Source organism: Dactylosporangium cerinum, from assembly GCF_042653625.1.
GTDB lineage: Bacteria > Actinomycetota > Actinomycetes > Mycobacteriales > Micromonosporaceae > Dactylosporangium > Dactylosporangium cerinum.
Window position 1 is genome coordinate 380854 of the sequence record NZ_JBHSIU010000066.1, and the last position, 23558, is coordinate 404411.

Genomic DNA, 23558 nt, shown 5'->3' on the forward strand with positions numbered 1-23558 from the left:
TCACCGACCATCACCGCCCAGGCTTTTCGCGCGGGCGGCGACCGCGTCGAGTTGTTCGGAGCGCAGCGGCACGAGCGCGCAGACGAGCTCGCCGAGCGCCTGGAAAGCGGCGAGGTACTTCAGCAGGGGCGCGTCGACCGGCGGCACCGAGTTCGGGTGACCCGCCATCGCATCGACGTCGTCGCCGCGCAGGCCGAGCGCCGCAGCGATGCCGAAGACCCGCTCCACGGCCGGCACGCGAGCGCCGTGCATCATCATGTTCACTGTGGTCTCGGCCGACCCCGTGATCCTGGCGAGCAGCCTGCGGTCCACGTTCCGCAGGTGCATCAGCCGGCCGAAGACGGGGCCGAAGGTGGGTTCCGCCAGAGCGGGGATGCTCTTTCGGTCGTCCGAGCCGGGCTGCCGCGGTAGCGACCGGGCGTATTCACACAGCTCGGCGATGACGTCGTTGCTGCAGGACCAGGCTGCGCGCAGTACCGCCTCAACCTGCCGATGCGCCCGAAACTCAGCGGGCGTCAGCGCCGCCGGGATCTCATGCCCCGCGATGGCAAGCACGTCGACGTGCCGCAACCGGAGCGCGACCGCAAGCTCAAGCAACTGCCCATCCCGCGGCACGGCGACTCCCCGATGCGCACAGAGGCGCTCAAGCGGGCTCCCCGTGGTGTCCACAACACGCGGTGGGACAGGCGCATTCACAACCGTGGACTTTAGTACGACAGTCGGCGTGCGCCTGTTGTTCGTCGGGCAGACCCTCTGGATGGTTCAGCCACCAGCCCGGACCCCAGCGCAGCACCTTGCCGTAGATCGTCAGGGTAAGGCCCGACTCGAAGTCCCCGGCGGGGCGGCGAACCGCACGCACCAGGGGATCGCCATCTCGTCGCCACTCGTAGCGTCCAGCACCTGGCACGTACTCCTCGTGGTGCTCGGCGAAGCAGTCGATGAAGACCCATCCGGACATGTCAGCTGGGGCGTAGCAGAGCACACGCTTGTCGACGATGAGGCTTGGCGATCCGAAAGCAGCCTCGACCTCGCTGCGGCGAACGTCGTGGCCATCGAATCGCTCGCGGATGCCGCTGGTGAGGCGGTCCCACTCGCCTGCGTCGAGTAGCCGCTCTGCATCGATTCACGCTACCGGTCACGCTCCGGTTGTCAGGCACCGGCCAACGTGGGGGAGTTCGTCAGGGCCTGGGAGGTGCCGGTCCCCTGGCGACGACGGCGCGGATGCCGGCTGAGGCGAGGTCACCCCGGGCTTCCTGCCGCAGGTGCGCGTCGACGAGCAGCAGCACGCCCGATGCGCCGGTGATGACCTCGTGCGCGGCGAGCCGGTGCCACGCCGTGTGATCCGTGTAGCAGACGACGCGGGCGGCGGCGGCCAGCACGGCGCGGTTGAGCTCGGCGGTGCCCGCGTCGACGTTCGCCGGCCGGCCGTTCGGGGCGATGCCGTCGAACTCGACGAACCCGGTGTCGATGCGGAGCGAGTGCATCGTGCCCGCCGCCAGGGGACCGGTCAGGCCCTGCGTGCCGGTGAAGACGCCGCCGGTGAGGATCAGGGTCTGGTCGTCACGCTGGTGGGCCCGGAACACCTGGGCGACCGGCAGGGAGTACGTCACGACCGTCAGCTCCGGCACCGTCGTGAGGTGCTCGGCGAGCAGCTCCGAGATCGGCCCGGCCGGCAGCGCGACGACCGTGCCGGGTGCCACGACGCGCGCGGCGTCGGCGGCGATCGCGGCGCGGGCGGTCTGCCGCACCAGCACGGCGGAACGCAACGGTTTGCGGCTGCGGGCGGTGCCGGGGCGCCGCACCGCGCCGCCGTGCACCCGGGCCACCAGGCCGGACGCGTCGAGCATGGTCAGGTCGCGGCGGATGGTGCCGGGCGAGACGCCGAAAAGGTCGGCCAGCTGCCGAAGTTGCGCGCCGCCGTCGCGGTCGACGATCTCGAGGATGGCGACCTGTCGTGCCGATGCCAGCATCGATCCAGCTCCAGTGCGTCGACGTGGTCGCCCACGTGTTCCGGCATGTCAGCGTTGTCATGGCGCCATCTGGGTTGTCCAGCGCGGCGACGTGACAGTTGTTCCCGGGACCGCAAAGGATTGTTGTCCCGGTCGAAGGCTTGTTGTCGCGGTCGGAGGTCGTTGTCGTGGCGGAACGTCTGCTGTTCCCGGCCGAAAGCGCGGCTCGTCCAGCAGCCGAAACGCCCCTGTCGGCGGCCGGAACGGCTTACCGGCAGCCGGAACGCCTTGTTCAGCGGCCGGGAAACCTTGCCGGCGGCCGGAATGGGGCGGTCAGCGGTCGGTCGGTGGGCGGCGGCTGGAGGCGCGCGGGATCAGGCGGGTCGGCAGGATCACCCAGCGGGCCGTGCTGGTGTAGCCGTCCAGGCGTTCCAGCAGCAGGCGGGCGGTCTGCCGGCCCATGTTCTTCGGGTCGTGGGTCACCACGGTGACGCCCAGGATGTCGCCCATGTCGAGCTCGTCGAAGCCGATGAGCGCCGGTGGCGCCGGATGCCGGTGCAGGACCCGCAGGGCGCCGGTGGTGATCCGGTTGTTGGTCGTGAAGATGGCGGTGGGTGCGGGGTCGCGGCGCAGCAGATCCAGAACCGCCCGCTGTGCGGTGTCCACGTCGTGGGCGTCCTCGATCAGGTGGTCCCGCCAGCCGGTGACGCCGGCGGCCTGCAGGGTGGCGCCGAAGCTGGTGACGCGTTCCTGGTTCGTGCTGAGCCGGGACAGGTCACCGACGATGCCGATGCGGGTGTGGCCGAGCTCCAGCAGGTGCGCCGCGGCCTGGTGTGCGCCGCCGCGGTTGTCCAGCAGCACGGCGTCCGCGGACAGGCCGACGGGCGGGCGGTCGACGAAGATGAACGGGATGCCGTGGCGGTGCTCGGCGGCGAGGTGTTCGTGTGAGGGCAGGGTGGAGGCGACGACCAGGGCGCGGACCCGCCGCTCGAGCAGCGCGTCGGTGAGCCGCTGCTCGGAGCGGGTGTCCTCGTCGGTGTTGACGGTGACGAGCTGCAGGCCGCGGAAGCGCACCTCGCGCTCCAGCCCGCTGGCCAGCTTGGAGTAGAACGGGTTGCCGAGGTCGCCGCCGAGCATGCCGATCAGCGTCGAGGTGTTGCCGCCGAGGCGCAGTTCGCGGGCCATGCCGTTGGGCCGGTACCCGAGTTCGTCGGCGGCCTGCTGGACGCGCTGGCGGGTCTCGTGGGCGACGTAGCCCTCGCCGTTCAGCGCCCGGGACGCGGTCTTGATGGACACGCTGGCCCGCGCGGCGACTTCCACCAGGCCCGGGCGCCCGGGCCGGCCAGGCCCTGGGGCGTCCTCCGTCATGGCGCAGAGTATGCCAGCGTGCCGCCGGCCGCTCGCAGGGAGACATGCGATCATGCGCGGTCCCTCCAAGAAACAAACGGCCGACGGCAAAGCAAAGCAGCAAAGGCTCAGCCCTTGGTGGATCCGAGGGACAGCCCGGCGATGAACTGCTTCTGCAGCGCCACGTAGACGATGAGGGTCGGGATCGCGGCGATCAGCGCGGCCGCGGCGATCATGTTCTGATTGGCGACGAACTGCCCCTGCAGGTTGGCCAGGGCCGAGGTGACGGGGCGTTTGTCGCCGGTGGAGATGAGCGTGATGGCCCAGAAGAAGTCGTTGTAGATCCAGGTGGTGAGCAGGGTCGCGAGGGCCGCGAGCGCCGGCCGGCACAGCGGCAGGGTGAGCCGCCAGTAGCGGGTCCAGACGCCGGCGCCGTCGACGATCGCGGCCTCGTCGAGCTCCGCGGGCAGCGTCTTCATGTAGTTGCTGAGGACGAACACGCAGAAGCCGAGCTGGAAGGCGACGTTGATGACGATCAGGCCGAGGTACGAGTTGTACATCAACCCGCTCTCGCTGAGCCAGTGCGGCAGCGGGATCGCCAGGTACAACCGGAACAGCGGCGTGATGATGACCTGCTGCGGCAGCAGGTTGCCGGCGGTGAACAGGATGAGCAGCGCGATGTTCCAGCGGAACCGCAGCCGGGACACCACGTAGGCGAACGACGACGCCAGGAACAGCGTCAGCAGGACCGCCGGGACGGTGATGTAGAGGGAGTTGAGGAAGAAGTGCCACATGTCGGACTGGTTCCACGCGGCCTGGAAGTTGTCCAGCGTGAGCCGGTCCGGCAGGGAGACGTAGCCGTGCGCGTTGGTCTCCTCGATCGGCCGCAGCGCGACGTACAAGGCGAACAGCACCGGCGTCACCCAAAGGACGAGCATGACGATCATGAACACCTGCGCCGCCACGCTGCCCAGCCGGGAGGGTTTCATTTCGGAGACTCCTCTCGCCGGAACGCCTGGTACAGGAAGATCGTGATCGGCACGAGGGAGATGGCGAGCAGGATGACGCCGAGGGTGGAGCCGAAGCCGATGCGTTGGGTTTCGCCGACGATGTTCTGGGTGACGGCGACGGACAGCAGTTCCAGGCCTTTGAGCGGGTTGCCGCCGGAGGTGATGTACACCAGGTCGAACGCGCGCAGCGACTCGATGACGGTGACGACCATGACGACGATGTTGATGGGTCGCATCGCTGGGAAGATGACCCGCCAGAAGGTCTGCCAGCCGGTGGCGCCGTCGATCTGGGCCGCCTCGCGCAGCGCCGGGTCGACGGCCTTGAGGCCGGCCAGGTACAGGATCATGACGTAGCCGGCCTGTCTCCACGAAGCTTCGACCAGCAGCGCCCAGAGGTTGAGCGAGGGGTCGCCGAGCCAGTCGATGAGGTTGTCGTCGGCGGTGCGGTCGATGACGGAGTTGATGAGGCCGTAGTTGGGGGAGTAGATGAGCTCCCAGATGATGCCGATGAGGGCCAGGGACAGCATCACCGGCAGGAACAGCACGCTCTGGTAGATCCGCGAGCCGCGGATGCCGCGGTCGATGACCACGGCGAAGAGCATGCCCAGCGGGGTGGCGAAGCCGGCGAAGACCAGCAGCCAGATGATGTTGTGCTGGACGGCCGGCCAGAAGTCGGGGTACGTGGTGAACGCCTGGCTGTAGTTGTCGACGCCGTTGAGGCAACCGGGTTGCGGGATGCCGGGCACCGACGGCAGCGAGTCGCAGGACTTCAGCTGGACGCTGCCGACGCCGGTCCACTTCGTGAACGACAGCCCGACCGAGGCGAGGGCGGGGAGCCAGATGAAGGCCGCGTCGATGATCAGTGGAACGCCGAGCATCGCCGCGACGACCAGGCCGTCGCGGCGATTGAAGCGTTTGGTCCTCTTGCTCACTTGGTGAAGATGGTCTTGGCCTGGTCCTCCGCGCTCTTCTGGATCGACGCGACCGTTTCAGGGGTCGGGCTGTCCACGAAGGTCTGGATCGCCTTGATCATGGCGGTGGCCATGTCGGGCACGGTGTCGCGGTCCATGAACTGGGAGACGTTCTTGCACTTGGCGATCTCCGCGACGGACTTCTTCTGGATCTCGTTGTACGTCGGGGCGACGAGGCCGTTGGCGAGGCCGACGTCCCAGTGGTCGGTCTCCAGGAACTTGGCCTCGGCGGCCGCGGTGCCGATGTACTCGAGGACCGCCTTCGCCGCGGCCGTGTTCTTGCCCTTCTTCGGCAGCATGAACCCGTCGGTCGGGGCGTCCATGTAGTCCTGGCCGTAGGTGGGGTTGATGACGGGGTACGGGAAGAAGTCCAAGTCGGCGAGGTTTGCCGGGGCGTAGTTCGCGGCGACCTGGTTGGAGCCCTGGAACATCATCCCGGCCTGCTTGTTCTCCAGGGCCTTCGCGGCGTCCTGCCAGGTGCGGCCGTTGGCGCCGTTCTGCAGGTACGGCATCAGCTCCCGCCACTTGTCGAAGACCGCGGTGACGCCGGGGTCGGTCCACGGCACCTCGTGCTTCATCAGCTTGATGTGGTAGTCGTAGCCGTTGACCCGCAGGTTGATGATGTCGAACGTGCCCAGCGCCGGCCAGCCGTCCTTCTCCGCGAACGCGAGCGGGATCAGCCCGTCGGTCTTCATCTTCTTGCACAGGTTGATGAAGTCGTCCCAGGTCTTCGGCACCTGGTAGCCCTTCGCGGCGAAGACGCTCTTGTTGTAGAACACGACCCACGGGTAGTTGTACAGCGGCACCAGGTAGTACTTGCCGTCGATGCCCTTGGAGAGGCTCTTGGCGGCGTCGTTGAAGTTGCCGCCGATCTTCTCCCACACGTCGTCGATCGGGGTGAGCAGCCCCTGCGCGGCGAAGAACTGCAGCCGGTAGCCGGCGAACCAGGTCGCCAGGGAGTCCGGGGTGCCCTGCAGGTAGCTGCTGATGTTGTTCTGGAACGTGTTGTGGTCGACCGTGTTGACGGTGATCGGCACCTTGGTCGACGTCGTCGCGGCCGAGGTCAGCGCGGCGAACGCGGTCTTGGTGGCGTCGTCGGAGTAGTTGGAGCCGAACGTGATCGGGTCCGTCGCGGACCCGCTGTTGGCCGCCGGGGTGTCGTCGTCGCCGCAGGCGGCGAGCAGGGCGGGTGCGCCGAACAGGGCGGAGGCCCCGGCGAGGCCCTTGAGGGCGGACCGGCGGGACAGTCGCGGATCTGTCATGGGTATCTCCTGGTGGGAGGCGCGGAGGGGTGTGGGTTTGAAATCTTGAAACCAGGTTTCAACAGGATCCAACTAGGGCGCTCAAAAGTCACCACAGCCAATCGACAAGGTGTCACAGTTGTCAAGAGCCAGTTTCGGAGAACTTTCGCCTGCGCAGGCGACCTTGACAGCATCATGATCAAGATGTTCAATTGCTCAGAGTCGCGCATGTACCAACGTAATCAAACGACAAGTGTTGACAACGTTGACATCCGAACGCAGCCACGACGCTGCGCGCAGCCACGAGGCTGCGACGTGCGCCGGCCCCACCCCGTCCGCAGGTTCCGCCAGACCCCGGAGGACGTTCGATGCGACACCGCAAACCCTTGCTGCTGCGGGCCGTGCTGGTCACGGCCATGATCGGCACCGCTGTCACGGTCGCCGCCGCCCCGGCCTCGGCCGCCACCACCTGGACCGTCACCGGGCCGTCCGCCGGTTCGCCGACCTCCGCCCAGGTCACCCTCAACGACAACGGGACGCTGAGCTTCGCCGTGTCCAACCAGGGCAGCACCGTGCTGTCCCCGTCGCCGATCGGCATCGTGACCAGCGCCGCCGACCTCAGCAAGAGCCTCACCTTCACGGGGCGCACCAACCGGACCGTCACCGAGGCGTACTCGATGACCACCGGCAAGCAGCGCAACCGTTCGACCACCTACAACGAGTCGACGCTGTCGTTCACCGGCACCGGTGGCGCCCGGCTCGACGTCGTCGTGCGCGCCTCGGACGGCGGCGCCGCGTACCGCTACGTGCTGCCCGGCACCGGCTCGGTGACCGTGCAACGCGAGACGTCGTCCTGGTCCGTGCCGACGAACACCAACAGCTGGCTGCTCCCGTCGCACCGCGAGGACCAGGGCTACCCGCTGCAGGCGACCGCCGGCGCCGCGGCCACCGGCACCTTCCGCAACCCGGCGCTGTTCGACGTCGCCGGGAAGTACGCGCTCGTCGCCGAGGCCGACCTCGACGGCCGGTACGCTGCGATGAGCCTGCAGCACCAGAACGGCTCCGGCACGTTCACCGCCCTGCTGGACAGCGGCACGATCACCGCGAACCGGCCGCTCTCCACGCCGTGGCGCACCGCCGCGGTCGGCTCGCTGAGCGCGGTGACCACCTCGACGATCGTCGACGACCTGTCCGCGCCGTCGCGGGTCAGCAACACCTCCTGGGTCAAGCCCGACACCGTCACCTGGTCGTGGCTGACCGAGCACTCGAGCCCGTCGGATCAGAACCGGCAGCGGCAGTACATCGACTTCGCCGCCCGCAACGGCTGGGGCTACGTCCTCATCGACGAGGGCTGGCAGCAGAGCTGGGCGCCGAGCGTCGTGCAGTACGCCAGGGACCGCAACGTGCAGGTGATCCTGTGGTTCAACTCCAACCAGCTGTGGACCTCCGCGCAGCGCGAGCAGTGGCTGCCGCTGATCAAGAGCTGGGGCGTGGCCGGCGTCAAGGTCGACTTCTCCTACGAGTTCACCCAGCCGACCCTGCAGTGGTACGACGCGATCCTCGCCCGCACCGCCGAGCTCCAACTCATGATCAACTTCCATGGGTCGGCGGCGCCGCGCGGCATGCAACGCACCTGGCCGCACGTCATGACCGCCGAAGCGGTCCACGGCGCCGAGCAGTACCTGCGCGCGGACAAGAACACGATCCTGCCCTTCACCCGCAACGCCATCAGCAGCATGGACTACACCCCGGTCATCTTCAGCCCCTACAACCGTGACACCACCCGGGCGCACGAGCTGGCCACCTCGATCGTCTTCGAGTCCGGCTGGCAGCACCTCGGCGACAACCCGGAGAGCTACGAGTCGCAGCCCGAGGCGATGCGCATCCTCAACCAGATCCCGACCACATGGGACGAGACCCGGCTGCTCGGCGGACGCCCCGGCCAGGAGGCGTACTTCGCCCGCCGCAACGGCGGCAAATGGTACGTCGCCGGCCTCACCAACCTGCCCGCGAAGACCTACACCACACCGCTGAACTTCCTCGGCTCCGGCCAGTGGCTCCTGGAAACGGTGCGGGACAACGGCGGCAACCTGCTGCGCGAGACGCGGACCGTCACCAACGCCGACACCCTGTCGGTGCCCCTGCTGGAGCGGGGCGGATTCGCGTCCGTCGCCTGCCCGTACACCGCCGGCCTGACCACCTGCGGCGCGCCCCTGGTCGGCTCGCCCCTGCGCGGCGTGCAGTCCGGGCGCTGCGCCGACGTGCCCAACAACACCACCGTCAGCGGCACCCCGGTGGCGCTGTGGGACTGCAACGGCGGCGCCAACCAGCGCTGGAACGCGACCGCTTCCAAGCAGCTGCAGGTCTACGGCAACAAGTGCCTTGACGTGGCCGGCAACTCGACCGCGGACGGTGCGGCGGTGCAGATCTGGGACTGCAACGGCCAGACCAACCAGCAGTGGACGATCAACAGCAACGGCACGGTCGTCGGGACCGGCTCAGGCAAGTGCCTTGACGCTTTCGGCGGCGGTACGACCAACGGCACCAAGTTGGTGATCTGGCCCTGCAACGGCGGCGCCAACCAGCAGTGGGCGCGTAGCTGATCGCTCGTGATCCGGAAGACCTTGCTCACCCCTGGGTGCACAAGGTCTTCCGGATCACGGGATGGTTCAGCCGCGCAGCCAGGCGCGCAGGCGGTCCAGCAGGCCCTTCCTCGGCACCGGGGGCAGGGAACGCAGCAGCTCCGCGTCTGTCACCGGCCGGGCGTTCAGCACCGCCTGCCGGAGCAGCGCCTTGTCGACGCCGACGCCGCCCATGGCGTAGACGTTCAGGTTGCCGCGGCGCACCACGTAGCCGTGCGTGTCCTCGACGCGGCGGTACTGCAGGCCGTCGGTGTCCGGCGTGCAGGTCGCGAAGCCGCCGCACGGCTGCTCCGAGAAGTCGACGTACACGTCGATCATCACGCTCAGCGGCGCCGCTGCCGGATCGGACGGTTGCAGCTGGACCCCGTGCGGCATGCCGATGGCGCTCGGCACGTAACCCGGCGCCTCGGCGGTGAACAGCTCCTCACCCGGGAAGCCCAGCGACGCCAGCTCCGCCGGGGTCGCAGGGCGCACCTTGCCCGCCGTCGCTCGCAGCACCTGCCGGTCCACGGCGAGCGTGCCGGCGACCACGACGATCTCCTTGCCGACGACGACCTGATAGCCGTGCGCAACGACACCACTGCGGTAGATCCAGCCGTCCGGCTCGACCGTGCACTCGGTGCTCTGCAGTTCCGAGTCGCGGGCCGTCTCACCGCACGGACCGGGATCCTTGTACGCGTACTCACGGGCGTAGCTGAGGACGGTGATCCGCCGCGCCGCCGGGACTGCCGCCGGGTCCACCGGCATGAACTGGCGGATGCCGACGTCGTCGCCGTACCTGGTGTCGAGCGGGTGGTAGCCGGGGATGCTGACCACGTAGAGCAGGTCGCGCTGCACCGGCGGGTCCGCGTGCGCGAGCCGGTCCGCCAGCTCCGACGGGCCGGACTGCGCGAACACGGTGAGGCCCGTCGCGGCCAGCACGACCACCGCCCCGAGCGCCGTCAGGCGGGCCCGCCACCCTCGCAGCAGTACCCCCGCCACAACGACGACGACAGCACCGCCACTGACCAGGACCAGCCCCGGACCGCCGGTCGACGCCAGCCCGAGCCCGCCGAGCGCGGCGGCGAACCCGGCGCCGAGCAGCACCCACGCCACCTTCCGGCCGGTCGCGCCCGCCAGCGGCGACCCGGCCGCAGTCATCCAGACGGTCAGCCACAGCAGGGCCACGAGGACCGTCGGCAGCGCCAGCGCGCCGATCCCGGGCGCGGGCGCGCCGTCGCGGGTGAGGCCGAGGAGCAGCCCGACCCCGGCCGCCCCGCACACCCCGATCGCGCCGAGGGCGAGGGCCGCGGGCCGCTTCGAGGCATCGACATCGCTCACGTGGTCAGCCTTCCGGCGCCCGGCGTGCGCGGGCAACCCGTCGTCGTACTCATCCGGCGTGAGTACCCGGCTCAGTATCGCGTGATGATCAGGTCGAGGCCGGCGGCGGCCACGGTCCGGCAGTGCCCGGCGAACTCCCGCAGCTGTGCGAGGACGTCGTCGAACGTCTCGTCGCCGTGCGCCTTGTACACGCCGAGCTCGACCATCTCGGCGGCGGAGAACTCGCGGCGGGCCGCGGCGGCGTCGAGGGTGTCGACGCGGTGCACGGCCTCGCCGAGGAACGCCGCCGTCGAGCACCGCCACGGGAAACCCTGCCCGGAGGTGGCGTGCTCGGCGAACACCTCGTCGCCGCCGATGATCCGGTACGGCACGGACCGCTCACGCTCCGGCCAGCTGCGAAGCGCGCGGTAGGCGACCGGGTCCAGGAGATACTCGGCCTGCTCGAAGGAGCGGTCGCCGAAGTGGCCGACCCAGCCGGTGCCAGCCGGCACGACGGCGAGCAGGGCCCGGCTGATGTCCGGCAGCGGCTCACCGGCCCGCGCCGCCGCGAACGGCGGCAGATCATCGGCGGACTCCCACAGCTGCGGGTCGGCGCGGATCGCCCGCACCGGGCCGGCGCCCAGCGGCACGGCGATGCTGCGCAGATCGATGCCCACGCCACAGCACACCACGTATCGCGGGCGTATCCAAAACCGCATACACCCCGGCAACGGCCCGGCGGCTGCACTGGGGGCATGAACCACTCCGCATCCCTCCGCCGTGTGTACCTCGGTCTGGCGGTCCTCGGTCTGGCGTGTGCGGTGTACACCGTGCGGCGGCCGCTCATGATGTCCGCGCCGACGTGCCTGGCCGGGCGGTGGCACGGCTGTCTCGACACGGAGAACGGCGTGCTGCTCACGTTGCTGGCCGGCCTGCCGCTGGCCGCGCTGGTGGTGTGGGCCCTCGCGCGCCGCCGCGGGGGCGCGTGGCGGACGTCGCTGGCCGAGGTGGGCCTGGTCTACGCGACGGTGCCGCTCGTGTGGCTGACCCTGCTGCCGGGACCTGGGGCCGGTGTCGTCCCCGGCCGGGTCAGTCTGGTCCCGCTGCGGGACCTGGTCACGATGGGGCCGATCGGGATCGGTGGCAACCTGCTGCTCTTCGCGGCGCTGGGGTGCTTCGCGCCGGTGCGGTTCGCGGCGCTGGCGTCCGTGCCGCGGATGCTGGCGCTCGGGGCGGCCTGCTCGGTCATGGTCGAAACCGCGCAGTTCGCCCTCCGGCTGGACCGGGTGTCGTCGGTGGACGACGTCCTGCTCAACGCGGCCGGCGCCGCGCTCGCCGCGGCGGCGTCGCGCCCCTGGTGGCGCACGCCGGCGGGTTGAGCACCGGGGGTCACACGGCGGCGGTGGGCTGGTGCAGCAGCCGTTCGATCTCCGCCGCGGGCTGCGGGCCGGCACGTCGGTGTCGCGGACGCTGCTCCGCAGCACGTCGGCGAACGCGACCAACAGCTGGTCCCCGACCTCGTGCCCGTAGGTGTCGTTGACCTCCTTGAACCCGTCGAGGTCGATGAGCAGCACCGCCAGGGGCCGGCCGGTGCGCCGGTGGCGGTCGGCGGCGGCCGCGAGGCCGGTGCGCAGCTGCAGGCGGTTGGCGAGGCCGGTGAGGCTGTCGGTGACGACGAGCGTGTAGTTCTCCCGTGAGGCGAGGACCTGCCGGGCGGCCACGCCGAGCGTCATGAGCAGCGCACCCGCGACCAGTCCCAGCCACGGGTACAGCCCGGCCCGGGCCGCGGCGAGGACCAGCAGCCCGTAGCCGCTGGCGAGGGCCACGTACGGCAGCCGGCTCTGGCCACGCAACTGCCGGGCCGCGGCGGTCGTGGTGCCGGTGGGCCGCTGGACCGAGGCGAGCAGGATGAGGAAGACCGGGCCCAGCAGCAGCGACGGGATGAGCGCGTCCGGGCCGACCTCACGGATCGACATGTACAGGAACGCGGTGTCGACCGCCAGGTATCCCAGCGTCCCGGCCAGCAACAGCGTCAACGGCCGTCGCGCCGACGCGACCGCGCCGCGCAGCAGCACCGTGCCGACACCCACGAGCAACACGACGTCGCCGACGCTGAACAGCACCGAACCGAGCCGCAGCGGGTCGAACAGGTGCCCGCCGGACAATGCCGGACCCAGCACCAGGTACCACATCAGCATCAGGCCGGCGCCGAGCACCGTGGTGACGTCCATGACGAGCTTCCACCGGGCCCGCCGGTCCATCGGCCCGGCGCCGAAGGACAGCAGCGCCGCGAGCAGGATCGGCACGATCGACGTGCGGGCCACGACCGCCACCACCATCGGCGGACCCCACGACTTGTCACCGGTGGTGAACACGATGGAGAACCCGATGCCGCCGGCGACGAGCATCGCGAGCGCCGCGGCGATCAGCCAGAACGGCCGGCGCTGCGCCCGGGTCAGCCCACGCCGGGTCGCCGCCCGCACGTGGTAGCCGAGCGCGAGCAGCTCGAACCCGCACAACTGCATCCCGGCGGCCGGGGTGTCGAACGGGTCGCTGAGCCGTAAACCGACCAGCACGGCGAACACCACCCACGGCAACCACAGCACCCAGGTCCTCGTCACCCCATGCACATCGGACCGGAGGCGGTCATCCTGAGCCGGATCGATGACCGGGCGCGGCCGGGAAGTCGACGGTGATGTGCAGGCCGCCGTCCGGGCGGGGGTGGGCGGTGAGCGGGGCGCGGTGGGCGTGGGCGATGGCGGCGACGATGGCCAGGCCCAGGCCGTGGCCGTCGGTGTGGTCGGTGCGGTCGGTGCCGAGGCGCTGGAACGGCTGGAACAGGCGGGCGACCTCGGCCGGCGGGACCGGGGCGCCGGTGTTGCTGACCGTGAGCCGGCCGGGGGCCGTGGTCGAGACCTCGACGGTCCCGCCGGGGACGTTGTGCCGCAGCGCGTTGTCGACGAGGTTCGTCACGAGGCTCGCGGCCAGCCGCGGATCGCCGGCGACGACGGCCGGGGCGAGCGCGGTGCGGACGTGGACGCCGCGGCGCCCGGCCGACGGCCCGTGGTCCAGGACGATCCTGCGGGTGAGGTCGGCGAGGTCGACGCGTTCCGTGTGCTCGACGCCCTGGTAGCCGCCGGCGAGGGCGAGCAGCGCGCCGATCAGGTGCTCCTGCTGCCGGCCGAGGACCAGCAGCTCCTGGCAGGTCGACCGGAGGGTGTCGGCGGTGGCGTCGGGGTCGGTGAGGGTCAGCTCGAGCAGGGTCCGCTGCACGGTCAGGGGCGTGCGCAGCTCGTGGGAGGCGTTGGCGACGAACTGCCGCTGCGCGGTGAACGACTCGTGCAGCCGGCGCAGCAGCCCGTCGAGCGTGTCGGCGAGTTCGGTGAACTCCTGGTAGGCGGCCGGCACGCGCAGGCGGCGCCCCAGGTCGTCGGCGGACAGGCCGCGGGCGGAGCGGGTGAGCAGGTGCAGCGGGCGCAGCGCCCGGCCGGCGATCAGCCAGCCCAGCGCGGCCGACACCGGGGCGAGGAGGACCAGCGCGACGGCGCAGTACCGCAGCACCTCGCCGAGGTTGCCGCCGGCACCGTCCCCGCCGCCGGCGTCCCCGACCGCGGTGGTGTGGCCGGTGTCGAGCAGCGGCAGGCCGACCATGGCCAGCAGCACCACGCCGCAGGCGAAGACGAGCGCGGCGTGCAGCAGCGCCAGCCGGGTCCGCAGCCGCGGGCGGGTCACGGCGCGCCGATGCGGTAGCCGCCGTCGCGGACGGTGTGGATGGCCGGCGGCTGGCCGAGCTTGGCGCGCAGCCGCCCGATGGTGGTCTTCACCGTGGTGGTGAACGGGTCGGTCGCCTCGTCCCAGACCCGGTCGAGGAGCTCCTCGGCGGACACGACCCGGCCGGCGGCGGCGAGCAGGTGCGCCAGGACCGCGAACTCCTTCGGGGCGAGGTCGAGGCGCCGGCCGGCCCGCGACGCGACCCGGCGGTTCGGGTCCAGGGTCAGGTCGCCGTTGTCCAGCACCGGCGGCAGGGCAGGGGTGCTGCGGCGGCCCAGCGCCCGGACGCGGGCGACGAGCTCGGCGAAGTCGAACGGCTTGGGCAGGTAGTCGTCGGCGCCGAGGCCGAGGCCCTCGACCCGGTCGCGGACGGTGCCGGCGGCGGTCAGCATCAGGACCCGGCTGCCCGCCCCACCGGCCACGATCCGGCGGCACACCTCGTCGCCGTGGACCCCGGGCAGGTCACGGTCGAGGACCACGACGTCGTAGCGGGTGGTGGCGACCTGCTCCAGCGCGGCGTGCCCGTCGAGCGCGGCGTCCACGGCCATCGCTTCGCGGCGCAGGCCGGCCGTGATCAGCGTGTTCAACGCCCGGTGATCCTCAACCACGAGCACCCTCATGCCGCCCACCATGCCAGGCGGCAGGTGACAGGACGGTGACAGCGCGACGCACCGGGCTGTCACCACCGGCGGCGTAGAACACCGGGTCATGAGTGATGCACTGCTTCTGCTGCGGTCGGAGTGGACCAAGTTCCGGTCGGTGCCGGGCTGGTGGCGCGGCATCGCGGTCGCGGCCCTGATGATCGCGTTGTTCCCCGCCGTCGGGCTGGGCGGCGCCCCGCCCGACCAGACGTCGCAGGTCCCGACCGGCCCGGACGGCACCCCCGTCAACGACGCGTACTACCTCGTGCACCGGGCCCTCACCGGCGACGGCAGCATCACCGTCGCGGTCACCGCCCTGACCTCCGAACGGGCCTCGCCCTGGGCGAAGGCCGGGCTGATCATCACCGCGGGCCCGGAGCTCGGCGCCCGCTACGCCGCGGTCATGATCACCGGCGCGCATGGGGTACGGATGCAGCACGACTACCTGTCCGACCACGCCGGGCCGCCTGGGGCAGGGGTGCGCTGGCTGCGGTTGACGCGGGCCGGTGACACAGTCACGGGCGAGGCGTCCACCGACGGCACCACCTGGAGCGTGCTGGACACGGTCCGGCTGCCGGGGCTGGCCGGCACGGTGCGGGCCGGCCTCTTCGTGGCGTGCCCGCCCCGGGTGGAGGGGCTCGGCACGGCCGCCGACGTGGCCACCGCCGCATTCGACGCACCGCGGCTGGCCGGCGACTGGTCCCCGGCCGACTGGACCGGCGAGCAGGTCGGGGCCCACACCGCCGGCTTCGCCGGCTACGCGCCGGGCCGCGAAGGCGGGTACGCCCCGGCGGGGGACGGGTTCACCGTGACCGGCGCCGGCGACGTCGGCCCGGCCACCCGCGCCGACGTCCCCATTGGCGCCGCCGCCGGCGACCTGCTCATCGGCACGTTCCCGGCGCTGGTCGTGGTCGTCGTCATCGGCACGCTGATGATCACCGCCGAGTTCCGGACCGGCCTGATCCGCAGCACGCTCAGCGCCGGGCCCCGCCGCGGCAGGGTGCTCGCGGCGAAGGCCGCAGTGCTCGCCGGTGTCACGTTCGCCGCGGCCCTGACCGCCACGGCGCTCGCCCTGCCGGTGTGGCTGCGCGTCGTGCGCGGCCTCGGCGTCTACGTGTTCCCGGTGCCGCCCGGGGTCCTGCTGCGCGCCGAGGTCGGCACCGCCGCGGTCCTCGCCGTCACCGCCGTGTTCGCCCTGGGTGTCGGCACGATCCTGCGCCGCGGCGCGGCCGCGGTCACCACCGTCGTCGCCGTGACCGTGCTGCCGTACCTGCTCGCGCTGACCCCGTTCACGCCGGCGCCGCTGGCGCTGTGGCTGACCCGGGTGACGCCCGCCGCCGCCTTCGCGGTGCAGCAGACGGTCACGCCGTACCAGCACGTCGATGGCGTCTACACGCCCGCGCTCGGCTACTACCCGCTGTCACCGTGGGCCGGGCTCGCGGTGCTGTGCGCCTACACCGCCCTCACCCTCGCCGTCGCCGCGGTGCTGTTCCGGCGCAGGGACGTGTGACGGCCGCCGGTTCAGGCGGTGGTGCGCAGGCCGTCGACGAAGATGTCGACCAGGCGCCGGCTGTACTCGGGGCCCTCGCCCGGCACGGGCTGACACAGCAGCCCGACCCCGTGCAGGACGGTGCGGGCGCTGACGTCGGCGCGGATCCCGTCGGCCGCCGCGGCCTCCAGGAGGGTGTCGAGGACCGGGCCCACGCGCTGGTAGACGTGCTGGGCCAGGGCCTCGTGGGCGCCGTCCGCGGCGTGCAGGGCGGAGGCGAGGCCCACCTTGGTCGCCACGAGTTCGGCGTACCGCTGGATCCACGTCGCGAGCGCCACCGCCGGTGGATTGGCGGCGCTCAGCACCGGACCCGCCTCCGCGCAGGCCTCGATCTCGCGGCCCAGGACGGCGATGACGAGGTCCGAGCGCTGCGGGAAGTGCCGGTACAGCGTCCCGACCCCGACCCCGGCGAGGTCGGTGATCTCCTTCGCCGGCGCGTTCACCCCGGACCTGGCGAACACGGTCTTCGTCGCCTCGAGCAGCGCGTCGAGGTTGCGCTGCGCGTCGGCGCGTCGGGTCTCCTTCACGGGCGTCCTCCGCGTGCTTGCCGAAACGGAAAGCCTTTCCGTATAGTTTCCGGAAGAGCTTTCCGTTTAGCCGTCACGCTACAGCAGGAGGAACGCATGCGGTACCGCACACTGGGCCGGACCGGGATCAAGGTCAGCCCGTACGCGCTCGGCACGCTCATGTTCGCCACGTCCGTCGGCAACGCCGACCCGGCCGACTCGGCCCGGGTCCTGCACAAGGCCCTCGACGCCGGCATCAACTTCATCGACACCGCCGACGCCTACGGCGACTCGGAGGAGGTCGTCGGCGCGGCCCTGAAGGGACGCCGCGACGACGTCGTGCTCGCGACCAAGTTCAGCCGCCCGATGGGCCAGGACCCCAACCAGCAGGGCGCCTCCCGGCGCTGGATCATGACCGCGGTCGAGCACTCGCTGCGCCGGCTGCAGACCGACTACATCGACCTGTACCAGATCCACCGCCCCGACCCGGACACCGACATCGAGGAGACGCTGTCGGCGCTCACCGACCTCGTCCACAGCGGCAAGGTCCGGGCGATCGGCTCCTCACAGACCCCCGCGTCCGACATCGTCGGGGCGCAGTGGGTCGCGCAACGCCGTGGCCTGGAACGGTTCCGGACCGAGCAGCCGCCGTACTCCATCCTGAACCGCGGCATCGAACGCGAGGTGCTGCCGAACATCCAGCGCTACGGCATGGGCGCCGTCGTCTGGGGACCGCTCGGCCAGGGCCTGCTCACCGGCCGCGTCCGCAAGGGCGGGCCGAACGACCTGAGCCGCGCCCGCTTCTTCCAGCACCTCAACGACGAGCGCCGGCTCGACGTCGTCGAACAGCTCATCCCCGTGGCCGCCGAGGCGGGCCTGCCGCTGACCCACCTCGCCATGGCGTTCACCATCGCGCACCCCGGCGTGACCAGCGCGCTGCTGGGCGCCCGCACCGAAGCACAGCTCGACGACCTGCTCGGCGGCGTCGACGTCGCACTCGGCGACGACGTCCTGGACCGCATCGACGAGATCGTCCCGCCGGGCACCGACGTCGGCACCCTCGACCAGGCCTACCTGCCCCCGCCGCTGCTCGACCCGAACCTGCGGCGCCGCCCGGCCACCGACCGCTCCGCCGCCTGAACTCAGGCGGCGGCGATCGGTGTTCAGGCGGACAGCCGCCGGGCTACCACGGGGATGACGATCGCCGCGGCGATCAGGTGCGTCAGCATCAGCAGCGCCTTGGTGGACGTCGCCGCGTCGGCGATGGCGTCCGGCACCAGCGACAGCGCCGTCAGCGCCACGGTGACCCGGACGAACGCGACGCGCGGGTGCCGGGCGAAACGGCGCAGCAGCGCGGCGATGCCCAGGCCGATGAGCGAGAAGACGGCGGTCAGCATGGCGAACCCGAGCACCGGGATGGGCTCGCCGGCCATGTCGAGGCTGATCCCGGCCGCGTGCCCGGCGGCCGCGACGGCGGTGGTGGCGACGCTGGCCACGGCCGCGGCCGCGACACCGGCCAGCAGCAGCGAACGGATCGCGGGCACCTGAACGGTGGTGGTGGTCATGACGTCCTCCGATGCGGTGTGAACCGGCCCTTGTCCCGGTTCCTCACCGCAAGGTCGAACGGGCCTCTGCCGCGATCGACAGGCCCGGCGAGAAGATTCAGACCGACACCGGGCCGGCGTGCGCCGGGGCACATCCAAGATCCGGACCGCGGTAGTCTCGGTGGTCGTGACCGTCGATGCGCAAGATCCGTCTCTGACCTCCCGACCGGTGGCGCTCGTCACCGGGGTCGGCCGCACGATCGGGATCGGCGCCGGGATCGCGCGCCGGCTGGCGGCGGCCGGCTGGGACATCGCCTTCTCCTACTGGCACCCGTATGACGAGCGCATGAGCTGGGGCCCCGAAGCCGGCGCGACCGAGGCCATCAGCGCCACGCTCGACGGGCGCAGCGCGGCGATCGAGGCGGACCTCGCCGACGCCGCCACCCCGGCCGCCGTCTTCGACGCGGCGGAAGACCGGCTGGGCCCGGTCACCGCGCTCGTCATGTGCCACGCCGAGTCGGTCGACTCCGGCCTGCTGGACACCACCGTGGAGAGCTTCGACCGGCACTTCGCCGTCAACGCCCGGGCGTCCTGGCTGCTGATCCGCGAATACGGACGGCGCTTCCAGGGCCCGCACGGCACCGGGCGGATCATCGCGCTGACCAGCGACCACACCGTCGGCAACCTGCCGTACGGGGCGAGCAAGGGGGCACTGGACCGCATCACCCTGGCCGCCGCGCACGAACTGGCGCACCTCGGCGTCACGGCGAACGTCATCAACCCCGGCCCGATCGACACCGGCTGGATGACCGACGAGGTCCGGGCCGCCTGCCTCCGGCAGACACCGCTCGGCCGGCTCGGCACCCCGCAGGACACCGCCGACCTCGTGGAGTTCCTGTGCTCACCGCGCGGGCAGTGGATCAACGGCCAGCTGCTGATGAGCAACGGCGGCTCGGCCTGACGGGCAGCATCGGCTGATGGAGCACGCTGTCGGACTGAGTTCGGGGGATCGGGGCGGGATGGGAACGGAAGATCGGATCGAACGGGCCAGGCAGGCGTGCCACCAGGCGGTCTTCGCCGGTGACGTCGACGCGCTGGACGGCGTGGAGCGGGACCTGGACGCGGTCGAGGCGGACCTTGCCGTGGCGCGCGGCCGGGTGATGCAGGCGCGGGCGCGGGAGCGGCGGACCGAGAACCCGGCCGAGCTGGCGTCGTTCGAGCGCGCCGCCGAGTTGTACCAGCGCCTCGGCGACGTGCGGGGCGAGGGCGAGGCGCTGTTCTGGGTCGGCACCTACCACCAGATGTCGCGGCAGGACGACGGCACCGCGGTGCCGGTGCTGGAACGGTCGCACGCACTGGCGGTGCGGGCCGGTGACAAGCTCACGATGTCCTACGCGTTGCGGCACCTGGGCTACGCGGACCATACGGCCGGGCGGCTCGACGCGGCGCGGGAGCGCCTGGAGGAGTCGACGCGGCTGCGGCGTGAGATCGGGCTGCTGCCCGGGGTGGCCGCGAACCTGGTCGGGCTGGCGTACGTCGCGGCGGCGCAGGGCCGCCGCGACGACGCGGTGACGTTGCTGGAGGAGGCGGGCGCCATCGCCGGCGCGAGCGGGGCGCACGCCGTCGTGCGCCAGGTCGAGGAGGCCGGCGCCCACCTGTAGGCGGGCTCAGCGCTGGTGGTAGGTCCACATCTCGGCCATCAGGCCGTCGGTGAAGCGGACCAGCCAGACGAGCTGCCCGGGGGAGTCGCCCTGCGGTTGCCCGACCGAGCCCACCGCGGCGACGAGCTTCTCGTCGCCGAGCACGCTGGTCAGCTGGAACCGCAGGCCCGGGCGGGCGGCGCGGATCGCCTGGACGGACTGCCGCACCCCGGCGGGTCCGGTGACCTCTGGGTGCGCGTGGTCGACCCAGTCGGGGTGCAGGATCTGCTCGGCGACCGTGGTGTCGCCGGTGTTCCACATGTCGAAGTACCGCGCGACGGCGCGGACCGGTTCGTCGGTCATTGAGGTGTCCCCGTTTCGGTGGTGGTACCGCGAACGTAGCGGACCGTCGATGCCGGCAGCGCCCCGCGGGCAGCGCGGCACGGGTCCGGCGGACGGCGTCGAGGTCCGGCCGGGCCGGGTCTTCACCGGTCGGGTGCCGGTGGCTCGACGGCCGGGGCGAGGCGGTCGATGCGGCCGGCGAGGTCGGCGAAGGTGGCTTCGAATGCGGCGTCGGTGTCCGCGGGCGCCGGCACCGACCAGTGCAGCCGGGGCCGGACCCCCTGGGTGAGGTCCTCGTGCGCGTTGTCGCAGACGGCGACGACGAGGTCGGTGTCGTGCACGACGTCGGCGACGTGAGCGGTGCCGGTCGCGGTGATGCGCAGCCCGTGCCGGCGGGCGACCGCCACGGCCCGCGGGTGCACGCGCGCCGCCGGGTGGGTGCCGGCCGACGCGGCGGGGATCCGGGCCCGGTCCGTCCAGATGGCGGCGGCGAGCTGGGAACGGGCGGAGTTGTGCGTGCAGACGAACACGACGCGCGGCACCTGCGACAGGGTGGGCGCGGCGAGCGAGGCCAGGGCGCCGGGCTCGAGGCGCAGGTAGGTGCGGCGGCGGTCGCCCTCGGAGCGGACCCGCACCAGGAGCCCGGCCTCGTGCAGGACCTTCACGTGGTGCGCGACGAGGTTGGTGGGCAGGCCGAGGGCGCGGGCGATCTCGCCGGGCGAGGCGTCGCCGAGGGTGAGCGTGTCGACGACGGCGAGGCGCGCCGGGTCGCCGAGGGCGGCGTGGATCCGGGCCCGCCGCTCCACTGTGGAAGGCTCGACGTTCACTGAGGAGATGCTGGGTGAGCGGGCTGCGGGCGTCAAGAGGGCCCGCCGGACGGGCGCAGGACGGCCTCGGCGACGACCAGGTCCTCCCACGCCATGCCGACGCTCTTGAAGACCAGTGGCCGGTCCGGGTCCGGACGGGCGCGGCCGGTGACGAGGTCACGCATCGGGACCAGGTCCGCGACCCGCAGCGCCTGCTCGTCCACGGCCAGGCACACGTCGCCGGCCTCGCGCAGGGCGGTGGCCACGTCCTCGACCACGACGGTGCCGCGGGCGAGCAGCGCGCCGGGCAGCTCCCGGGCGTCGGGCTCGTGCGAGCCGACCGCGACGACGACGGCGGCACCGCCGATCAGGTCGGCGTCGAACAGCGGGGTCCGCGCCGACGTGGCGCACACGACGACGTCGGCACCGCGCAGGACGTCACCGGTCCGCGGGTCGTCGACGGCGACGACCGCGGCGCCGCCGATCGGCGCGGCCCGGGCCGGATCGCGGACCAGCTGCGTGACCGGGCCGAGCGGCCGGAACGGGGTCAGCACCGCGGCGAGGGTGGCGACGTGGCCGTGCGCCTGGGGACCGGCGCCGAACACCGCGACCGCCACCGGACCGGTGCCGGCCTGGAGCCGGGAGGCGACGGCCGCGACCGACACCGCGGGGGTGCGCAGCGTCGTGAGGGCGGTGCCGTCCAGCACGGCGACCAGGCCCAGCGTGACGGCGTCGAAGACCAGGTAGGACGCCTGCACCCGGGGCAGCCCGCGGCCGGGGTTGCCGGGCGCGACGGTGGCGACCTTGATGCCGGCGTGTGCGCCGCCCTCGGACGGCATCAGCAGGAACTGGCCGGAGCGCAGCGGCACGGCCTGGCGGGCCGGGTCGGCGGCCGGGTCGAGCCCGCCCGCGAGCGCGGCGGTGACCGCCTCCACCGCGCGGGCCGGATCGCAGGCGGCACGGACCGCGGCGGCGTCCAGGAACCTCGGCGCGTTCATCGCCGCACCAACCCGGGCCCGAGCGGGTGCGCACCGGTCCGGTGGGCGTGCTCACTTCGTCGAAACGCGCAGCGGGTCCACCCGCCGATTCTCGCACCGGCAAGCACCGGCAAGCACCGGCAAGCACCGGCAAGCACCGGCGGTCGCCGTGGAATGCCGGTTTGGGCCGTGGAATGCCGGCGGGTGCCACCGACCGGTGGCGCCCGCCGGTGGACGTGCTCAGGTCGGCCAGCGGCCGGTGGCCTTGCGGACCCCGACGGCGCCGCCGCGGTCCACGGCCGCCTTCACGGCGGCGAAGATCGCGCCCTGCAAGGCCGCCGCGATCAGGATCTCGGTCCAGCCGCGGTCCTCGTCGGTGGCGTTCGGGGCGTCCCGGTCGTCGCCGATGACCTTCCACACCTGCTTGAAGATCAGCCCGGCCGCGAGACCGGCGCCGGCGCCGAGCAGCAGCCCGACCGGCTTGTACGCGAGCTTCCCCACGATGCGGCTCATACCCGCCTCCTGCGCACCACGACGACGACCACTCCGATGAACACGGCCGCCAGGGCGATCGCCGCCAGCGGCACCGGCCGCCGTCGCACCGTCCCCGCCGCAGCCGCCGAAACCGTGCCGGCCGCCTCGCCGACCTTCGCCGCCGCGGTGCCGGCGAGCTGGACGGCCTGGTCCCGGGCCGCGCCGACCTGCGCCTTCACCTGGTCGGCGGCCTGCCCGGCGGCCTCCTTCGCCCGCGCCTTCACGTCCACCTTCGCGGCCAGGGCCTCGACGGTGTCGCCGAGCTCGGCGCGGGTGCGTGCGATCTCGGCCCGTAACAACTCCGGGTCCGTCGGGGTGTCCGCCGGCATCACGACCGTCCTTCCCGGACGGCGGCCTTGACCGCGTCCACGTCCTGATTGACGCTGGCGAGCGTGCCGCTCGGCGCCAGCGGGGTGGCGGCGGCGAACTGCCGCCGGCCGAGCAGCGCCGCGACGCCGGCCGCGGCGAACACGACCACGGTCACGACCAGCAGCGCCAGCCACAGCGGCCAGACCAGGTCCAGCGCCACGACCGCGAGGGCGAGCGCCAGGCCGAGCCCATACAGGCCGAGCGCCGCCGCGCCGCCGAACAGGCCGCCGCCGAGGCCGGCGTGCCTGCCCTTCTCGACCAGCTCCACCTTGGCGAGCGCGAGCTCGTCCCGCACCAGCGTCGAGAGCTGCTCGGCGACCCGGCTCACCAGCTCACCGGTGGACGCGTCGGATGCTTGTCCGGATGGCACGGCAGCCACCTCCTTCGACATTTGCCGCCAAGGTGCCCGCACCCGCCCAC

Annotated in this window: 24 protein-coding genes and 1 pseudogene; 7 read left to right on the forward strand and 18 right to left on the reverse strand. The window is 72.1% G+C overall.

Features of this window, described 5'->3' with window-relative positions; genetic code table 11:
- Window positions 1–597 (reverse strand): hypothetical protein, encoded by a 597-nt coding sequence (locus ACFPIJ_RS44050; protein WP_380124996.1) that lies wholly within the window; start codon window positions 595–597, stop codon window positions 1–3.
- 127 nt (window positions 598–724) lie between these two features.
- Between ACFPIJ_RS44050 and ACFPIJ_RS44055 the strand changes: the two genes are divergently transcribed.
- The gene (locus tag ACFPIJ_RS44055; protein ID WP_380124998.1) at window positions 725–1108 is read left to right on the forward strand and encodes a hypothetical protein; all 384 of its coding nucleotides are present in this window, start codon (window positions 725–727) and stop codon (window positions 1106–1108) included.
- Window positions 1109–1178: 70 nt separating this feature from the next.
- Here the strand turns inward: ACFPIJ_RS44055 and ACFPIJ_RS44060 are convergent, their stop codons facing one another.
- The 5 genes from ACFPIJ_RS44060 to ACFPIJ_RS44080 all read right to left on the reverse strand — a co-directional run bounded on the left by ACFPIJ_RS44060 (window position 1179) and on the right by ACFPIJ_RS44080 (window position 6539).
- Complete coding sequence (locus ACFPIJ_RS44060) at window positions 1179–1970, reverse strand: DeoR/GlpR family DNA-binding transcription regulator (protein ID WP_380125000.1); 792 nt, start codon at window positions 1968–1970, stop codon at window positions 1179–1181.
- A 312-nt stretch (window positions 1971–2282) separates the two neighbouring features.
- Complete coding sequence (locus tag ACFPIJ_RS44065; RefSeq protein WP_380125002.1) at window positions 2283–3317, reverse strand: LacI family DNA-binding transcriptional regulator; 1035 nt, start codon at window positions 3315–3317, stop codon at window positions 2283–2285.
- A 107-nt stretch (window positions 3318–3424) separates the two neighbouring features.
- Entirely contained in the window at window positions 3425–4285 is an 861-nt protein-coding gene (locus ACFPIJ_RS44070) for a carbohydrate ABC transporter permease (RefSeq protein ID WP_380125004.1), read from the reverse strand.
- Window positions 4282–5238 (reverse strand): carbohydrate ABC transporter permease, encoded by a 957-nt coding sequence (locus ACFPIJ_RS44075; RefSeq protein ID WP_380125006.1) that lies wholly within the window; start codon window positions 5236–5238, stop codon window positions 4282–4284. The genes ACFPIJ_RS44070 and ACFPIJ_RS44075 overlap by 4 nt, the downstream gene beginning before the upstream one ends.
- Window positions 5235–6539, reverse strand: coding sequence for an ABC transporter substrate-binding protein (locus ACFPIJ_RS44080; RefSeq protein WP_380125008.1), 1305 nt, complete (start codon window positions 6537–6539; stop codon window positions 5235–5237). Before ACFPIJ_RS44080 ends, ACFPIJ_RS44075 begins: the two co-directional genes overlap by 4 nt.
- 347 nt (window positions 6540–6886) lie before the next feature.
- Between ACFPIJ_RS44080 and ACFPIJ_RS44085 the strand changes: the two genes are divergently transcribed.
- Window positions 6887–9121 (forward strand): glycoside hydrolase family 97 N-terminal domain-containing protein, encoded by a 2235-nt coding sequence (locus tag ACFPIJ_RS44085; RefSeq protein ID WP_380125010.1) that lies wholly within the window; start codon window positions 6887–6889, stop codon window positions 9119–9121.
- Between the two features lie 66 nt (window positions 9122–9187).
- On the opposite strand, the gene ACFPIJ_RS44090 is transcribed toward ACFPIJ_RS44085, so the two are convergent.
- Complete coding sequence (locus ACFPIJ_RS44090) at window positions 9188–10480, reverse strand: hypothetical protein (RefSeq protein ID WP_380125012.1); 1293 nt, start codon at window positions 10478–10480, stop codon at window positions 9188–9190.
- A gap of 827 nt (window positions 10481–11307) precedes the next feature.
- Here ACFPIJ_RS44090 and ACFPIJ_RS44095 point away from each other — a divergent pair.
- A complete protein-coding gene (locus ACFPIJ_RS44095) occupies window positions 11308–11838 on the forward strand; it encodes a VanZ family protein (protein WP_380125421.1) in 531 nt (176 codons plus the stop codon).
- 75 nt (window positions 11839–11913) lie between these two features.
- Here ACFPIJ_RS44095 and ACFPIJ_RS44100 read toward each other — a convergent pair.
- The 3 genes and pseudogenes from ACFPIJ_RS44100 to ACFPIJ_RS44110 all read right to left on the reverse strand — a co-directional run.
- Window positions 11914–12984 (reverse strand): annotated as a pseudogene (locus ACFPIJ_RS44100) (diguanylate cyclase domain-containing protein); the annotation flags it as partial.
- 121 nt (window positions 12985–13105) lie between these two features.
- On the reverse strand, window positions 13106–14191 hold the full coding sequence (locus ACFPIJ_RS44105; RefSeq protein ID WP_380125013.1) for a sensor histidine kinase: 1086 nt from the start codon (window positions 14189–14191) through the stop codon (window positions 13106–13108).
- Complete coding sequence (locus ACFPIJ_RS44110; RefSeq protein ID WP_380125015.1) at window positions 14188–14850, reverse strand: response regulator transcription factor; 663 nt, start codon at window positions 14848–14850, stop codon at window positions 14188–14190. Before ACFPIJ_RS44110 ends, ACFPIJ_RS44105 begins: the two co-directional genes overlap by 4 nt.
- Before the next feature lie 88 nt (window positions 14851–14938).
- Between ACFPIJ_RS44110 and ACFPIJ_RS44115 the strand changes: the two genes are divergently transcribed.
- Complete coding sequence (locus tag ACFPIJ_RS44115) at window positions 14939–16381, forward strand: DUF1349 domain-containing protein (protein ID WP_380125017.1); 1443 nt, start codon at window positions 14939–14941, stop codon at window positions 16379–16381.
- An 11-nt stretch (window positions 16382–16392) separates the two neighbouring features.
- Here the strand turns inward: ACFPIJ_RS44115 and ACFPIJ_RS44120 are convergent, their stop codons facing one another.
- Window positions 16393–16947, reverse strand: coding sequence for a TetR/AcrR family transcriptional regulator (locus ACFPIJ_RS44120; protein WP_380125019.1), 555 nt, complete (start codon window positions 16945–16947; stop codon window positions 16393–16395).
- 96 nt (window positions 16948–17043) lie between these two features.
- Here ACFPIJ_RS44120 and ACFPIJ_RS44125 point away from each other — a divergent pair, with 96 nt between their 5' ends.
- The gene (locus ACFPIJ_RS44125; RefSeq protein WP_380125021.1) at window positions 17044–18066 is read left to right on the forward strand and encodes an aldo/keto reductase; all 1023 of its coding nucleotides are present in this window, start codon (window positions 17044–17046) and stop codon (window positions 18064–18066) included.
- A 23-nt stretch (window positions 18067–18089) separates the two neighbouring features.
- Here the strand turns inward: ACFPIJ_RS44125 and ACFPIJ_RS44130 are convergent, their stop codons facing one another.
- Entirely contained in the window at window positions 18090–18491 is a 402-nt protein-coding gene (locus ACFPIJ_RS44130; RefSeq protein WP_380125023.1) for a DUF6069 family protein, read from the reverse strand.
- Window positions 18492–18657: 166 nt separating this feature from the next.
- Here ACFPIJ_RS44130 and ACFPIJ_RS44135 point away from each other — a divergent pair, with 166 nt between their 5' ends.
- Together ACFPIJ_RS44135 and ACFPIJ_RS44140 are read left to right on the forward strand one after the other, a co-directional pair.
- The gene (locus tag ACFPIJ_RS44135) at window positions 18658–19431 is read left to right on the forward strand and encodes an SDR family oxidoreductase (RefSeq protein ID WP_380125025.1); all 774 of its coding nucleotides are present in this window, start codon (window positions 18658–18660) and stop codon (window positions 19429–19431) included.
- A 58-nt stretch (window positions 19432–19489) separates the two neighbouring features.
- Window positions 19490–20131 carry a tetratricopeptide repeat protein gene (locus ACFPIJ_RS44140; RefSeq protein ID WP_380125027.1) on the forward strand — a complete coding sequence of 214 codons (642 nt, stop codon included), beginning with the start codon at window positions 19490–19492 and terminating at the stop codon, window positions 20129–20131.
- 6 nt (window positions 20132–20137) lie between these two features.
- On the opposite strand, the gene ACFPIJ_RS44145 is transcribed toward ACFPIJ_RS44140, so the two are convergent.
- From ACFPIJ_RS44145 to ACFPIJ_RS44170, 6 genes are all read right to left on the reverse strand, one after another.
- Window positions 20138–20473 (reverse strand): nuclear transport factor 2 family protein, encoded by a 336-nt coding sequence (locus ACFPIJ_RS44145; RefSeq protein ID WP_380125029.1) that lies wholly within the window; start codon window positions 20471–20473, stop codon window positions 20138–20140.
- A 122-nt stretch (window positions 20474–20595) separates the two neighbouring features.
- A complete protein-coding gene (locus tag ACFPIJ_RS44150) occupies window positions 20596–21279 on the reverse strand; it encodes an arsenate reductase/protein-tyrosine-phosphatase family protein (protein ID WP_380125031.1) in 684 nt (227 codons plus the stop codon).
- A gap of 32 nt (window positions 21280–21311) precedes the next feature.
- Window positions 21312–22256, reverse strand: a complete 945-nt coding sequence (locus tag ACFPIJ_RS44155) for an ornithine cyclodeaminase family protein (protein WP_380125033.1) — start codon at window positions 22254–22256, stop codon at window positions 21312–21314.
- Window positions 22257–22475: 219 nt separating this feature from the next.
- The gene (locus ACFPIJ_RS44160; RefSeq protein WP_380125034.1) at window positions 22476–22748 is read right to left on the reverse strand and encodes a DUF4235 domain-containing protein; all 273 of its coding nucleotides are present in this window, start codon (window positions 22746–22748) and stop codon (window positions 22476–22478) included.
- Window positions 22745–23098 carry a DUF3618 domain-containing protein gene (locus ACFPIJ_RS44165; RefSeq protein WP_380125036.1) on the reverse strand — a complete coding sequence of 118 codons (354 nt, stop codon included), beginning with the start codon at window positions 23096–23098 and terminating at the stop codon, window positions 22745–22747. The genes ACFPIJ_RS44160 and ACFPIJ_RS44165 overlap by 4 nt, the downstream gene beginning before the upstream one ends.
- Window positions 23098–23529: a phage holin family protein gene (locus ACFPIJ_RS44170; RefSeq protein WP_380125038.1), complete on the reverse strand. Its 432-nt coding sequence runs from the start codon at window positions 23527–23529 to the stop codon at window positions 23098–23100. The genes ACFPIJ_RS44165 and ACFPIJ_RS44170 overlap by 1 nt, the downstream gene beginning before the upstream one ends.
- Window positions 23530–23558 lie beyond the last annotated feature (29 nt).